This is a genomic window from Mameliella sp. AT18, assembly GCF_028807275.1.
Classification (GTDB): Bacteria; Pseudomonadota; Alphaproteobacteria; order Rhodobacterales; family Rhodobacteraceae; genus Antarctobacter; species Antarctobacter albus.
In genome coordinates this window covers 1-13,906 of sequence record NZ_JARAMO010000237.1, presented here as the reverse complement: position 1 = coordinate 13,906, position 13,906 = coordinate 1, and the positions used below count along the sequence as shown (strand labels likewise).

General features: G+C 66.2%; 17 protein-coding genes. 4 read left to right on the top strand and 13 right to left on the bottom strand.

The genetic code is table 11. The features are described 5' to 3' along the window. Positions 1-90 precede the first annotated feature (90 nt). The 9 genes from PVW46_RS21185 to PVW46_RS21145 all read right to left on the bottom strand — a co-directional run bounded on the left by PVW46_RS21185 (position 91) and on the right by PVW46_RS21145 (position 6,943). Positions 91-882 (bottom strand): ABC transporter permease, encoded by a 792-nt coding sequence (locus tag PVW46_RS21185; RefSeq protein WP_069211801.1) that lies wholly within the window; start codon positions 880-882, stop codon positions 91-93. Continuing rightward, positions 879-1,601 (bottom strand): ABC transporter ATP-binding protein, encoded by a 723-nt coding sequence (locus tag PVW46_RS21180; protein WP_043144411.1) that lies wholly within the window; start codon positions 1,599-1,601, stop codon positions 879-881. The genes PVW46_RS21185 and PVW46_RS21180 overlap by 4 nt, the downstream gene beginning before the upstream one ends. Positions 1,602-1,614: 13 nt before the next feature. Beyond that, positions 1,615-2,214, bottom strand: coding sequence for an ABC transporter ATP-binding protein (locus PVW46_RS21175; RefSeq protein ID WP_274577463.1), 600 nt, complete (start codon positions 2,212-2,214; stop codon positions 1,615-1,617). Next, the gene (locus tag PVW46_RS21170) at positions 2,211-2,975 is read right to left on the bottom strand and encodes an ABC transporter permease (RefSeq protein ID WP_443137061.1); all 765 of its coding nucleotides are present in this window, start codon (positions 2,973-2,975) and stop codon (positions 2,211-2,213) included. The genes PVW46_RS21175 and PVW46_RS21170 overlap by 4 nt, the downstream gene beginning before the upstream one ends. Next, positions 2,965-3,942 (bottom strand): ABC transporter substrate-binding protein, encoded by a 978-nt coding sequence (locus tag PVW46_RS21165; protein WP_069211805.1) that lies wholly within the window; start codon positions 3,940-3,942, stop codon positions 2,965-2,967. The genes PVW46_RS21170 and PVW46_RS21165 overlap by 11 nt, the downstream gene beginning before the upstream one ends. 105 nt (positions 3,943-4,047) lie before the next feature. Next, complete coding sequence (locus PVW46_RS21160; protein ID WP_043144408.1) at positions 4,048-4,302, bottom strand: PepSY domain-containing protein; 255 nt, start codon at positions 4,300-4,302, stop codon at positions 4,048-4,050. Positions 4,303-4,321: 19 nt separating this feature from the next. Continuing rightward, positions 4,322-4,765 (bottom strand): hypothetical protein, encoded by a 444-nt coding sequence (locus tag PVW46_RS21155; RefSeq protein ID WP_274577459.1) that lies wholly within the window; start codon positions 4,763-4,765, stop codon positions 4,322-4,324. 15 nt (positions 4,766-4,780) lie between these two features. After that, a complete protein-coding gene (locus PVW46_RS21150) occupies positions 4,781-5,755 on the bottom strand; it encodes a YVTN family beta-propeller repeat protein (protein WP_443137060.1) in 975 nt (324 codons plus the stop codon). A gap of 15 nt (positions 5,756-5,770) precedes the next feature. Beyond that, a complete protein-coding gene (locus PVW46_RS21145; protein ID WP_274577465.1) occupies positions 5,771-6,943 on the bottom strand; it encodes an ABC transporter substrate-binding protein in 1,173 nt (390 codons plus the stop codon). A gap of 172 nt (positions 6,944-7,115) precedes the next feature. Between PVW46_RS21145 and PVW46_RS21140 the strand changes: the two genes are divergently transcribed. Genes PVW46_RS21140 through PVW46_RS21125 form a run of 4 tightly spaced genes read left to right on the top strand, consistent with a single transcriptional unit; the run spans position 7,116 to position 9,874 of the window. Beyond that, positions 7,116-7,604, top strand: a complete 489-nt coding sequence (locus PVW46_RS21140; protein WP_172431595.1) for a DUF3280 domain-containing protein — start codon at positions 7,116-7,118, stop codon at positions 7,602-7,604. Beyond that, positions 7,601-8,149, top strand: coding sequence for an SRPBCC family protein (locus PVW46_RS21135; RefSeq protein WP_172431596.1), 549 nt, complete (start codon positions 7,601-7,603; stop codon positions 8,147-8,149). The genes PVW46_RS21140 and PVW46_RS21135 overlap by 4 nt, the downstream gene beginning before the upstream one ends. Continuing rightward, on the top strand, positions 8,112-9,071 hold the full coding sequence (locus tag PVW46_RS21130) for a YVTN family beta-propeller repeat protein (RefSeq protein ID WP_274577457.1): 960 nt from the start codon (positions 8,112-8,114) through the stop codon (positions 9,069-9,071). Before PVW46_RS21135 ends, PVW46_RS21130 begins: the two co-directional genes overlap by 38 nt. Beyond that, positions 9,071-9,874, top strand: a complete 804-nt coding sequence (locus PVW46_RS21125) for a quinoprotein dehydrogenase-associated SoxYZ-like carrier (RefSeq protein ID WP_274577464.1) — start codon at positions 9,071-9,073, stop codon at positions 9,872-9,874. The genes PVW46_RS21130 and PVW46_RS21125 overlap by 1 nt, the downstream gene beginning before the upstream one ends. Before the next feature lies 1 nt (position 9,875). Here the strand turns inward: PVW46_RS21125 and PVW46_RS21120 are convergent, their stop codons facing one another. The 4 genes from PVW46_RS21120 to PVW46_RS21105 all read right to left on the bottom strand — a co-directional run bounded on the left by PVW46_RS21120 (position 9,876) and on the right by PVW46_RS21105 (position 13,671). Next, the gene (locus PVW46_RS21120; RefSeq protein WP_172431599.1) at positions 9,876-10,421 is read right to left on the bottom strand and encodes a PQQ-dependent catabolism-associated CXXCW motif protein; all 546 of its coding nucleotides are present in this window, start codon (positions 10,419-10,421) and stop codon (positions 9,876-9,878) included. Beyond that, positions 10,418-11,263 carry a substrate-binding domain-containing protein gene (locus PVW46_RS21115; protein WP_274577455.1) on the bottom strand — a complete coding sequence of 282 codons (846 nt, stop codon included), beginning with the start codon at positions 11,261-11,263 and terminating at the stop codon, positions 10,418-10,420. The genes PVW46_RS21120 and PVW46_RS21115 overlap by 4 nt, the downstream gene beginning before the upstream one ends. Next, complete coding sequence (locus tag PVW46_RS21110) at positions 11,247-11,783, bottom strand: c-type cytochrome, methanol metabolism-related (RefSeq protein WP_088670964.1); 537 nt, start codon at positions 11,781-11,783, stop codon at positions 11,247-11,249. Before PVW46_RS21110 ends, PVW46_RS21115 begins: the two co-directional genes overlap by 17 nt. Before the next feature lie 85 nt (positions 11,784-11,868). Continuing rightward, positions 11,869-13,671 (bottom strand): methanol/ethanol family PQQ-dependent dehydrogenase, encoded by a 1,803-nt coding sequence (locus PVW46_RS21105; protein ID WP_088672534.1) that lies wholly within the window; start codon positions 13,669-13,671, stop codon positions 11,869-11,871. Positions 13,672-13,906: the final 235 nt, after the last annotated feature.

The window sequence follows — 13,906 nt, the reverse complement described above, 5'->3', positions numbered from 1 at the left end:
GCCCCCGTCTCCCTGCGGTCGACTCCCCCCGGGGGATATTTGCCAAGAAGAAGCCGGGGCGCGCGCCATTGCCGGAGGGCGCGCGCGGCGTCAGGTCTTGCGCTTCATCAAGCCGCGCGCGGGGTCGTAGCCCCAGACGGCGGCGGCCATCAGCACGGCGACCGAGAGCGACACCCAGCCGAGCGCGGGCAGGTTCAATTGCAGGTAGAGCGCGAAGCGGATCAGCTCGACGGCGTGGGTGAAGGGGTTGGCGGCGCAGATGTCGTGCAGGAGTTCCGAGCTTTCGGCCATTTTCCACAAGGGGTAGAGCGCCGAGGAGAGGAAGAACATCGGGAAGATGACGAAGTTCATCACGCCGGCGAAGTTTTCCAGCTGGCGGATGAAGCTGGAGAGCACCAGCCCCAGCGCCCCCAGCATCAGCCCGGCCAACGCCAACGCGGGCAGGGCGGCGACATAGCCCAGTGGCGGCATGGTGATGCCGAAGCCCGCCGCCACCGCGAGGAAGGTATAGACCTGCAGGATGGAAATCGCCGTCGATCCCAGCAGCCGCGAGAACAGCAGCCACCAGCGCGGGAAGGGGCTGGTGAGCAGGAGCCGCATGGAGCCCATTTCCCGGTCGTAGACCAGGCTGAGCGAGGATTGCATTCCGTTGAACAGCAGGATCATGCCGCAGAGTCCGGGGACGATGTAGGTCTCGTAGGTGATGTAGGTCTGGTAGGGCGGGATGATCGAGAGGCCGAGCGCGGCGCGAAAGCCTGCGGCGAAGACCAGCAGCCAGACCAGTGGGCGCACAAGCGCGGCGATGAACCTTTCGCGCTGGTGGACGAAGCGCAGGAACTCACGCCCGATGACGGCGCGCAGGATGCCCAGGTGTCCGCTCATGCCGGCACCTTTGTCTTGGCCAGGAACCAGTCCGACAGGGGCATGTCGCCGCGGATCTCTCCGGTCTGGCCATCGGCGATGATCCGGCCCCGGTGCAGGACCAAAAGCTGGTCCGCGTCGCGGACCTCATCCGTCAGGTGAGTGGTCCAGAGCACGCAGAGCCCGTCGGTGCGGGCAAGGTCATGCACCTGCGCGGTGATCGCCATGCGCGATTCCACGTCCAGCCCCACGGTGGGTTCATCCAGCAGCAGCACGCGCGGATCGTGCAGGAGCGCGCGCGCCAGTTCGGTGCGCCGCCTGTGGCCGCCGTTCAGCGCGCGGGCCTTTTCGTCGGCGCGTTCGCGCATCCCCAGCCGGTCGAGCGCGGCGTCGATGCGGGCGGGGACCTGCGCCCGGGGCAGCCCGTGCAATGCCGCGAAATAGGCGAGGTTCTGACGCACGGTCAGGTCGAGATCGAGCGTGCTCTGCTGAAAGACGACGCCAAGCGCGGCCAGGGCGCGGCGGGGATGCCTGCGCATGTCCTGGCCCGCGACATGGATGTCGCCGCCGGGCGCCACCAGGAGCCGGGTCAGCAGCGAGACCAGCGTCGATTTCCCGGCGCCGTTCGGACCCAGCAGGGCGCAGAAGCGCCCCGAGGGCACGGCAAAGCCGACCTCGTCCAGCGCCTTTTTGGCCCCGTAGTTGAAACTCAGCCCCTCGACACGCAGCCCGTCCGTCATCTTATAATCCGTCTTATGTTAAGTCCACCAGGGTCGCCGGCGTGCCGTCCAGCCGCAGGATCCGGTCCGCCAGCCTTTCGGCCTCGGCCCGGTCATGGGTCACGAAAAGCGTCGCGGGCCGGGTCGTGGCCATCAGGGATTCGGTCAGGGCCAGCATACGCTCTGCGGTCTCGGGGTCGAGCGAGGCAAAGGGTTCATCCATGATGAGCAGGTCCGGCGGCGTGGCAAAGCCGCGCGCCAGCGCCAGCCGCCGTTGCTGGCCCAGCGAAAGCTGGCCGGGAAAGAGCGTTTCCTTGCCCGAAAGGCCGACCCGCTCCAGCGCCACGCGGGCGCCCTCTGTCCCAAGGTCGGGATGCACCAGCGTCAGGTTCTGCAGCACGCTGCGCCAGGGCAAGAGCGTGGGCTCCTGGAAAACGACGGCCATGCGGTCGGGGCGGTCGACATGGCCGCTGAATGCCTCGTCGGTGCCGGCGAGGATGCGCAAGACGGTGCTCTTGCCGATGCCCGAGGGGCCGACGAGTGCCACGCATTCGCCCGGCGCGATGTCGAAATGCACCCGGCCCAGCACCTGTGCCTCGCCGAAATGCTTGGCCTCGATCCGGACGCGGATCATGCCTGCCTCCAGCGTCGGACGCGGCGTTCCCAGGGTTGCAGTACCAGCCATTCCACCAACAGCATCACGCAGATGAAGGACAGCGCGTAGACCAGCACCATCGCCACGTCGAAGAGCTGAAAATACAGGTGGATCTGAAAGCCGATCCCCGAGGAGCGGCCAAGGAATTCGACCACCAGCACGATTTTCCAGATCACCGCGATGCCCGATCGGGCGGCGGCGGTGATGAAGGGGGCCAGCTGCGGCAGCACGATATGTGCCATGCGGCGGCGCCAGCTCATCCGGTAGATGCGTGCCATCGCGTCCAACTGCGGGTCCATCGCGCGGGCGCCTTCGCGGATCACGGTGGTCACGTTGGGGATCTTGTTCAGCGTCACCGCCACGATGGCGGCGGTTTCCGTCAGCCCGATCCAGAGGTAACAGAGCACGATCAGCACCAGCGCGGGCAAGTTGAGGAAGATCACCAGCCAGGGGTCCAGCCAGCGGTTCACTGCCTCGGACCGGCCCATGACCAGCCCCAGCGCGGTGCCCAGCCCCATCGCCAGCGCAAAGGCCCAGAGCACCCGGACCACGGTCTGGCCCAGGTGATAGAGCAGTTCGCCATTGGCGAGTTCCTGGCGAAAGGGCGCCGCCAGCGCAAAGGGCGACGGCAGCACCTGCGGGTCCGCCGTCAGCGCCGCCGCCGCGACCCAGAGCGCCCCCAGCAGGAGGATCGACAGGATCGTGACCGTGCGGTGCGAGGTGGCCCGCTCAGTCGAGATCCGCAAACAGACCCTCCGGCACGCTGTCCGCCTTGCCGACCAGCTCGGCGCCGCCGAGATCGGCCATGACCTGCAGCATCTTGTTCGCGGCCTCGATGTTGACCGGGCCGCGTGCGGGGATGCCGCCCAGCCAGTCGGCTTTCAGCGTCTCGAACTGGGCGTCGGTCTTGGCGTTCATGCGGGGGCGGATCGCCTCCCAGGCGGCGGGGTCATTGGTCAGCAGGTCCTTGGCGTCGCGGCTGGCATCGTAAAGCGCCTGCGCCAGTCCCGGGTTGGCGTCGAGGAAGCTTTCCTTGAGGTAATAGCCCAGCAGCGGCGTGTTCGGGTCCAGCCCCAGCGCCTTGCCGGCGGTGTCGACCGAGATCAGCTCGCGCATTCCGCCGGCCTTCATCTTGGCGAGGAAGTGCCAGAAGTTGATGGCGCCCGCGTAGTCGCCGCCGAGGCCGGACTTGAAGATCAGCGGCGGCGCGCCAAAGACCTGTTCCGTTTCGGCCTTGAGGTCAAAGCCGTGTTCCTGCTGGGCATAGGCGCGCAGGATCAGCCAGGACTTGTCCAGCGGCCCGCCCGCGATGCCGATCTTGCCGCCGGCGAGGTCCGGCAGGGCCTGCGCCTCGCTGGCCTCGGGGACGAGGATGGCGCCAACCGCGCGGCTGTAGGGGATAAAGACGTAATCCTTGCCCGCCGCGCGCTGGCGCGCGACCCAGATCCAGTCCGCGACGGCCATGTCGGCCTCGCCGCCCTCGACCGCGATGCGGGTGGCACCGTTGTCGGCATAGCCCTGCACGTCCAGCGCAAAGCCGTGTTTCTTGTCAAAGCCCTGTTCGGTGATGGTCGCCAGTTCCCAGTTGACGGTGCCGATTTTCAGCACCGCGGCGCGGATCGTGGGCACGTCTTGCGCCAGTGCCGGTGCGGCCAGTGTCAGCGCGGTGGCGGCAATGGCCCCGATGCGGCTGAAGATGGTCAGCATGGTTGTTCCTCCCCTGTCTGCCGGGCCTCCCGGCCCGGCTCTCCTGTCCTGACCCTAGTGCGCCGACGGCCTTGCGGCGACTGGTCCAAAGGTCGTGTTTCCGCGCTATTCCGCGCGGCGGCCGATCTCGTTCAATTCGGCGTCCAGCTCGATGTCGAACTGGTTGCCGCCCTTGCAGATCACGTCGTCGAGTTCATAGCCGCCGTCTTCCATCTCGATGTCGTCCGGGTCCATCTGGCATTCCATCTCGGCCAGCAGGGCCTCGATTTTCGCGACGGTCGCGGCATCGGGCCGGTCGTCATCGGCCAGCGCGGGCGCGGCAAGGCCAAGGGCGCAGGCAAGGGCAAGGGCGTATTTCATCTCTCGTTACTCCGTGGGTTTACTGGATGTTGAAGGTGACGCGCTGGGTCTCGCCGGTGGTGCCGGGGATGCGGACGATGTGGCTGCCGGGCTTGATCGCGATAAAGGACAGGGTGACCGTCCCGGCCTTGTCGAACTCGATGGAATCGATCGCCATCGGGCGGATCTCGATCTTGTTGATGACGATCTCGTTCATCCAGATCGACCGGAAGAAGCTGGGCCCCTCGATCGCCAGTTCGGCAGAACCGTCGGCGACGATCTCCAGCTCGTAATAGGCGCCCGATTGCAGCACCATGTCCTCGCCCAGCGGCTCGCCCGAGGCCAGCGTCAGGCGGATCGGCTCTTCGGCGCGGTTGCAGGCGGCCAGCAACCCGGCAAAGCCGAAATCGTCACAGAGCGGTGCGGCAACGGCGGGGGGGGCCAGGGCAGAGGCCAGAAGGCCGGCGGCAAAGAGGGTTTTCATGGGATCTCCTGTTGCTTAATTCGGGGTGACGACAACGCCCCAGGGCTGTTGTCCGACCTGGACCGACTTGATCGCCTTTTCGGCCTTCACGTCGATCACGGTGATGTCGTTGGAATTGCCATTGGTGGTCAGCAGGTATTTTTCGTCCGGCGTGAACGCCAGCTGCCAGACCCGCTGGCCGACGATGATGTAGTCGAGCACCTCCAGGCTCTCGCCATCGATTACCGCGACGCGGTTGGCCGGGCCTAGTGCGACGAAAATACGATTGCCATCCTGCGTGACCTTGACCCCCACGGGCTGCAGCCACTCGGGCAGGACGCCGGGCACCTCGAACCCGATCTTGGTCACCAGCGTCGGAGCGCCGTCGGGGGCGATGTCCATGACGCTGACCGTACCGCCGATTTCCGACGAGACGAACAGCCGCTTGCCGTCGGCGGTGTACTGGGCATAGCGCGGGCGCTGGTCGACCAGCACGTTATGCTTGATCGTGTAATCGCTGGTGTCGATGAAATGCGCCATGTTCGTGGTTTCCGAGGTGTTGACCACCCATTTCTCGTCCGGGCTGATGCCCATGCCCTCGGGTTCCACGCCCACCGGCACCTCGGCCAGGACCACGCCCTTTTCCGTATCGGTCACGGTCACCAGGTTGTCGTCCTCGTTGGCGATATACAGATGCTTGCCGTCGCTGCTGATGACGAACAGCTCGGGGTCCGGGCCGGAGGGCAGCGTGCCGATTTCCTTGTAGGTCTCGGTGTCAAAGACCCGCACCAGGTTGTCGTCCGAGGCGCAGACATAGAGTTTCGTGCCATCCGGGCTGAGCGTGATGCCGCGCGGGCGGTTGCCACCGGGAAACTCGGTGATGACCTCCCATGTGTCGGTGTCGACCACGGTGATCGTGTTGCCCCGCTCGTTCGAGACGAAGGCCTTGTTGGCCAGCGCGGGCGTCGCCGCCAGCAGGGCGAGGGCAAGGGTGATAGAACGCATTTTCATCGAACAGAACTCCGGTCAGTTGAAGGCCGAGCAGGCGGATTCGGGCCGGTCCAACCCCAGCGTGTCGAGCGGGGAGACCCGGTGCAGGAACCCGTCCTGCGGGCTGACGCTGACGGTGATCATGCCGTCATACAGAAGGATCGGCTGGCGCAGCTGGCCGTTCCAGTTGCGGAACGTCACCTTTTGCCCCTTGAAGGCCGCCAGCTCGAAGTCATCGGACAGGGCATAGTCGCGGAGGCCCATCGCATCGACGGTGCTGGCCCGTGTCACCGCCTCGCCCACCACGCGCAGCGCCAGCCAGACGTTGTAATCCTCTGGCTTGACGTAGCGCCCGGTCAGCGCCTCGAACCGGGTCTGGAACTGGGTCGCGCCCCAGGCCTCGTGCGCGGCGTGAAAGGTCGTCGGCCAAAGGCCGGCCGAGCCCATGACGGGCCGCGGCGACCAGTGGTGATAGCCAAGGTAACGCGCGAAATAATCGGTCGCATCAGCGGCGATCAGCAGGTCGTGCCCCTCGGCGCCTTGGGTGAAGACCGGCAGTTGCCGCTGCACCAGGACATGGCCCGAATCCGTGCGCCTCGCGCCGCCGGTGTCCTCGAAGGTCCGTTCGTCGATGATCCTGGCGCCGAACTTGCGCGCCGCCTTGCGATAGGCCTCTGCCAGCGCGACATCCGCCGGGTTGGAGCCGGCCACCAGGAACCAGCGTTTCCACTGTTTCCAGACCGCGAATTGCGCCACCGCGTCGGCCATCATGCCGTTCGATGGCGCGATGTGCAGCAGGTTGCCCCGGCATTGATCGTCGCGCAGCGCCAGCCCCGGCGCGCTTGCGTTCAGCACCAGCGCCCCGGCCTCTGCCGCGCGGTCGGCCAGCCGCAGCAGATCCGCATCCCGCGCCAGCACCACGATCAGGGTGATCCCCTCGGCCAGGATCTCGTCCAGCGCCGCATCGGCGCCTTCGGGTGCGGTGGCCCGGTGGATCGTCTCGTAGGTATGGCCCAGGAAGCGGCCCGTGGTGCCGTTGTCCTCATCCGCCAGCATGGCGCCCGCAAAGCCCAGGTCCTCGGCCCGCAGGTCATAACGCGAGATCGGCAAGAGCGTCTCGTAATCCACCCGCAGCACCGCCGCGCGCACGTCCAGCGCCAGCGCGCCAGAGGCGCCCAGCACGGCAAGACAAGCCGCCAGAAGCGGCATCAGAACATATCGCACTTTCTCCTCCCTTCGGCCCGTTTTACCGGTTGTGGGCGCTGTCCCGGAGCCTTCCAGATCGCCGGTGTTGCGGCGACCGATACCTTTGGCGCGGTTGTATACCAAAGCCTACCGAATACACTTTGTCGCACTATTCTTATTTTCTAAGAACGGTGCCATGAGACTGATAACGCTACTCTTTCTCCTCCTGGGCGCCGGTGCCGCCGCCGCGCAGGAAAAGGTGGCCTTCTTCGGGCTGACCCTGTTGGACAGCTCGCTGCAGACGGCAGAGACCGGCGACCACGGAGAGCGCGCGCGCCTTGCCATGCTGGAACAGATGGTGCGCCAGAGATTCGCCGAAGAGGGCTATGAACTGCTCGACCTCGACCCGGTCCGGGAAGACCTCGACCGGATTGTGAACCCGGCCAAATGTTATGGCTGCGATACCCGCATGGCGACCAAGCTGGGCGCCGACTATGCGCTGGTGGGCGAGGTCCAGAAGGTGTCGAACCTGATCCTGTCGATGAACCTGCAGATGCGCGACGCCGAGACCGGGCAGATGGTCAAGGGCCGGGTCGTCGATTTCCGGGGCAACACCGACCAGTCCTGGAGCCGCGCCATGCGCTACATCCTGAAGACCGCGTTTTTCGTTGAGGAGGAAAAATGAAACGACGCCTGTTCCTTGCGGCCACGGCCGCGATCCTTGCCCCCGGCCTTGCGCTGGCGCATGGGCCGACCCGGCAAAAAGTCACCGTGACGACCGAGGTCGCCGCCGCCCCGGCAGAGGTCTGGGCCGCGATCGGCAATTTCCAGGATCTCGGCTGGCACCCGGCGGTGGTCTCTCAATCCGGCGAGGGCGGCAACGCGATCGACGCCACCCGGCAGCTCTACCTCTCCGACCAGGGCGCCGAGGGGCCGATGATCTCGGAGATCCTGTATAAATTCAGCGACGAGAAGATGAGCTATTCCTACCGCATCACCGATGTCGCGGTCGAGGTGCTGCCCGTCACCAATTATTCCAGCCACCTGACGGTGAAACCGCTGGACGGCGGCGGCTCGCTGGTGGAATGGCGCGGCGCCTTTTACCGCGGCTACCCGAACAACGACCCGCCCGAGCACCTGAACGACGCGGCGGCCATCGCGGCGGTGACGGCGGTCTACCAAGCGGGCCTCGATGCGCTGGTGGAACGGTTCGGTGCGCCCGGTTCGTGATCTTGCGCTGGCCCTGCTGTTGTTGGCGGGGCCGGCCCTGGCCGACACGGCCTTCATCACCTGCCAGAACGGCGAGGTGTTGAGCGTTCTCGACCTCGACAAGGGGACGGAACGCGCCCGCTGGCCCCTGCCCGGCAAGCCCGCGGGCATCGCCGTGGGCGCCGGCGCGGTCTATACCGTTTCCCCCGATGACAAGACGGTGCGCCGCCTCTCGCCCGAGACGGGCGAGGTTCTGGCCCGCGTGACGCTTGACGGCGGCCCCATCGGCGTGGCGCTGGACGCGGGGCGCGGGCGGCTGTTTGTCTCGGACTGGTACAACGCCCGGATCTGGGTGCTGGACGGCAAGACGCTGGGCGTCACCGCCGAATTGACGACAGGCGCCGCCCCGGCGGGACTGGCGCTCTCCCCAGATGGAGCCTTTATTGCCTCGGCCGACCGCGACGCTGACCAGGTGTCGCTGTTCGATGCGGAGACGTTGGCGCCGCTGGCCCGCGTGACCGTGGGCACCCGCCCCTTCGGCCTGCGCTTTGCCCCGGACGGGCGTCTGTTCGTCGGCAATGTCGGCAGCAATGACATGACGGTGATCGACGCGGCCCGGGCCGGGGTGCTGGCCACCGTGCCCGTCGGCGCCCGCCCCTATGGCGTGGGGTTCGCGCGGGGCCGTGCCTTTGTCACCAACCAATATGCCGACACGGTCAGCGTCATCGCGCTGGAAACCCTGGCGCCCGAGGCGCTGATCAGCGTCGGCGAATACCCCGAGGGCATTGACATCTCAGCGGACGGCCAGCGTATCCTCGTCGCCAACTGGTTCGAGAACACGGTCAGCGTGATCGACGCCGCGACGCTGCAGGTGATCGCCGAGATCGAGACAGGCGACGGCCCGCGCGCCTTCGGGACCTTTGTCATGACGGAGGATGGATGATGATCCGAAACGCTGTTGCCGCGCTTTTCTTGGGCGCAACCGCCCTGCCCTGTTTCGCGGGTGAAAGCTGGGACCAGATCCGGGATGAGCTTTACGGCACCCGCCCGCTGCTGGACGGCGCGCGGCTGATCGCACTGGACGTGCCTTACCGGACGCCCAACGACGCCCGCACCCAGATCGCCGCGCACGTCGTGGCGCCCGAGGGCGGGCAGATCGCCCGCGTCTCTGTCATCCTCGATGAAAACCCCATGCCGGTCTCGGCGGTCTTTTCGCTGGACAGCCCGCAGGACAGTTTCTTCTTTGACGTCACCATGCGCGTCAACGGCCCCACCCCGCTGCACGTCGTCGCCGAAACCGGCGACGGGCGGCTTTTCGTGACAGAGGCTTTCGTCAAGACCTCGGGCCAGGGCGCCTGTTCCGCTCCGCCGGGCAGCGACCCCAAGGAGGCGCTCAAGACCCTTGGCAACATGACGCTGAGCCTGGCCGACGCGGACACCGCGCGCGACCGGCTGGCAGGTCTTTCGGCGCGGCTGCGGCAGTTGGACGTGGACATCTCGCACCCCTCGCATTCGGGAATGCAGATGGACCAGATTTCGCTGCTGTTCATCCCGATGCGCTATGTCGAGGACCTGGAGATCGACCTGGACGGCGCGGGCTATGTCGGTGTGACCGGGTCCATTTCCCTGTCGGAAAACCCGCGCCTGGGGGTGTCCATCCCCGCGCGCACGCGGTCGGTGGACGTGACCCTGCGGGACACCAGCGGCACGGTCAGCCACGCGCACAAGTCGCTGGCGGGGTATTGACTCAGGGCTGCGGTTCCAGCGGTGTGACCCGTTCCAGCGGGTAATCCCAGAGCATCCAGCCGTCCGTGCCCTCGGGCAGCCAGTAGACGGTCTCATACCCCCATTCCAGCGCGCGCTTGGCGGCGTTCCAGCTCATCCAGCAATCCTCGAGGCAGAAGAACAGAACCGGGCGGGTCCTGTCTCCCCCGGTCGCCTGGTCCAGCCCACGGCGGAAATACTCTGCCGTCACCTCGGCAATCGCGCCATAGCCCACGTTGGGCAGCCAGAGCGCGCCGGGGATCGTGTCGCGCGGCTTGTCGCGCCAGATCGTGCCCTCGGGCAATCCGGCGGGTTTCGGCGCCTGCGGCAGCACGTCGATGAAAGCGACCTCACCCGAGGTCCACAGGTCATGCGCCGCCTCCGGCCCCACCACGATCCCGCCCTGCAGGGTGGCCGGCACGGGCGCGCGGTAGTGGTCCATGCGATAGCCCTGCGGTTCCGGCACCGTCTGGGCAAGCGACAGCCCCGGCAGCACCGCAAGCGCGATCGCCGCCAGGGCACGTCTCATTGCGTGACCTCGATCACCTTGTCGCCCAGGTCGGAAATCAGCGGCACACCGGCCTCGGCCAGCAGGGCGTCGATTTCATCCTGATGGCGGCGGATCAGCGAGTTCAGCTTGCGTTGCCAGACCTTCTCGCCGTTCCGGACGCCCATCGTGATGCGATAGAACATCTTGGGCGGCAGGGTTTCGTTCAGCAGCGGAATGACCTTCATGCCCGGGTAACCGGACTTGACCAGGGGCCCACCGATGGGGCCCCAGATCACCGCGCCGTCGATCTCTCCGGCCTTGAGATCGTCCAGCATGTCGATGGCGGGGTTTTCATGCCGCCGGTCGACCACAAGGTGATAGGGTTTCGCCTTGCCGATCAGCCCGTTGCGCGCCATGTGCGTGGCCGGCGGGCTGCCGGCGATCACGCCCAGCCTCAAACCCTTGAGCCGGTCATCGGCCAGCCCCTCGACCGCGGCCAGCGGGCCGTCCTCGGGGACGATCAGCACGAAGGCGGAGGTCAGGTAATGGTTGGTGTTCAGGACCAGTTCGTGCCCCTGGGCATAGCCCACCACCAGGTCGCATTTCTTCGCCTTCAGCGTGTTGCGGATGAACCCGGTGGCCATCGGATACCAGGTATAGGTCACCGGCAGGTCCAGCTTGTCGCCGATCAGCTCGGCCAGGGCGTTTTCATAGCCGGTGCCGTCGCGGTTCGATATCGGCGAATTGGCCGGGTCGGCGCAGACGCGCAAGGCCGTCTTCGACACCAGGTCAGAGGTCTGGGCCTGCCCCACCGGCGCGGTGAGGGTCAGGCCCAGCAGGGCCAGCGCCAGGGCGCCGGCAAGATCAGCCCATGCACGCATCTTCCATCTCGCGCACCAGGTCCGATTTGGGTTCCTTCTTGCCCGGGCGGCCGCGCGGAACGGCCTCCATGCCACGGGCGGCAAGATAGACATAGATGTCGTTGAGATAACACATCACGTTCGGGTTGTCGCCGAAGTGGGGCATCACCGAGTTGCCGTTCTTGCGGCCGTTCACGACCACGTCGTAGAACTCGTAATAGCCCATGTGGACGGCGGAATTCTTGATTTTCGGGGCATAGGTCGATCCCTCGCCGTCGGGGCCGTGGCAGACGTGGCATTCGGCGTGATAGCGGCGGAACCCCGAAAAGGTCGGCCAGTCCACGGTGCCGTCGTCCTGCACGTTGTAGGTCACGATGTCGTCGGCGTTGTAGTAGATCCCGTCATCATCATAGGCGGCGTCGAATTCGCCCTGGTGCTTGGCGGGGTCGACCGGCTGGTCGCTCCAGCTCTGGGCCAGGCCCATCACGGGCAATAGCGCGCAGGCCGCAGCGGTAAGAAGGGTTCTGGATGCGGTCAGCATCATGGGGGCTCGCCTTTCGGTAGTGTCGTTTCCGGGGGCACCGGCGCAGCGCGTGGCTGCGCCGGCCCCTGTCATGCTGCGCGGATCAGTCCGGCAGGGCAAAGACGGTCAGCTGACCACCAAGCGCGGTGTAGTCGCTGAGGGCCGAATAGCCGCCCACGGCACCAAGACCGTCGTTCGGGTTGGTCAGGCCGGCCGCAAGACCGATCCCGGCCCAGCCGCCGACACCCGAGAGAACGCCGACATACTGCTTGCCGTCATGCTCGTAGGTCATCACGTTGCCGATGATGCCCGAGGGGGTCTTGAACTTGTACAGCTCGTCGCCGGTGTTGGCGTCGACCGCCTTCAGGTAACCTTCGAGCGTGCCGTAGAACACCACGTCACCCGCGGTTGCCAGGGCACCGGACCAGACCGAGAACTGCTCGGGGATGGACCACTTGATCTCACCCTTGAGGTTGTCCCAGGCGATGAAGTTACCCATGCCGCCGTGGCTGTCCGGGGCCGGGTACATCGCCAGCGTCGCACCGACATAGGGCTGACCGGCGGTATAGGCCACGCGGAACGGCTCGTAGTCCATGCAGACGTGGTTGGTGGGCACGTAGAAGGTTTCCGTGCGCGGCGAATAGGCCGCCGGCTGCTGGTCCTTGGAGCCAAGCGCCGCCGGGCAGATGCCGGTCGAGTTGACGTCCTCGCCGTTGTACTCGGTCGAGTATTCGGCCACCACGGCCGGACGGCCATAGGTGTCGGACTCGGGGTCCATGTCGACGCCGGTCGTCCAGTTCACCACCGGGTCGAACTTCTCGGCCACCATCAGCTCGCCCGAGACGCGGTCGAGCGTGTAGCCCAGGCCGTTCCGGTCGAAGTGGGTGAGCAGCTTGCGCATCTCGCCGTCGACTTCCTGGTCGGTCAGGATCATCTCGTTGACGCCGTCGTAATCCCACTCGTCATGCGGGGTCATCTGGTAGACCCACTTGGCCATGCCGGTGTCGATGTCGCGCGCCATGATGGTCATGGACCAGCGGTTGTCGCCGGGACGCTGCGCCGGGTTCCAGGTCGAGGGGTTCCCGGTGCCGTAGTAGACCAGGTTTTCCTCCATATCGACCGCGTACCAGCCCCAGGTGGTGCCGCCGCCGATCATCCACTGATCGCCTTCCCAGGTGTTGATGCCAGAGTCGGGGCCAACCGGCTTGCCCAGGTGGGTGGTGTTTTCCGGGTCCATCAGGATGTCGGAATCCGGCCCCATCGAGTAGGCGCGCCACTCCTGTTCGCCGGTTTCCATGTTGTAGGCGGTCACGTGGCCGCGGACGCCGAATTCACCGCCCGAGATGCCGACGATCACCTTGTCCTTGACCGGAAGCACGGTCGCGGTGTTGGTCTCGCCGATCGAGGGATCGCCGTTCACGGCCTCCCACAGCACTTCGCCGGTTTCCGAATCCAGCGCGACGACCTTGGTGTCGGCCTGGTGCAGGAAGATCTTGCCGTCGGCATAGGCGACGCCGCGGTTGACCGTGTCACAGCACATCACCGGGATGACGTCCGGGTCCTGCTTGGGCTCGTAGCGCCACTTGATCTTGCCTTCGTCGGCCAGGTCCAGCGCGTAGACGATGTTGGGGAACGGCGTGTGGACGTACATCGTGTCGCCGACAACCAGGGGCGAACCTTCGTGGCCGCGCAGGACGCCGGTCGAGAAGGTCCAGGCAACCTGCAGGTCATCGACGTTGCCGGTGTTGATCTGGTCCAGTTCCGAATACCGCTGGTTCTCGTAGTCGCCGGTCTGGATCGCCCATTGCGCGGGGTCACTCATCTGCTTGACCAGGTCGTCGTTTGCATATGCCGCCGTGGCAACGCAAAGCGCGAGTCCAGATGTCAAAAGCGATAGCTTCTTCATTAGGATTTTCCTCCCGTTGGGTGGCCGCTGGGGCCGTGCTGGTGGCCGCCGCCCGGTCCGGGCGGGGGCCGTCTTACCCCGGTCCGCTGGTCTCTCCTCCCCAGTGGACCGGGCACCGGCGTTCCCCTTCGGGCGCGCCGTGATCCGGTTATTCGGATGCCTCGGAGAAGGTCGCCAGGTAGGCGATCACATCGTTCCGGTCATCCTCCTTGCGCAGGCCGGCAAAGGCCATCTT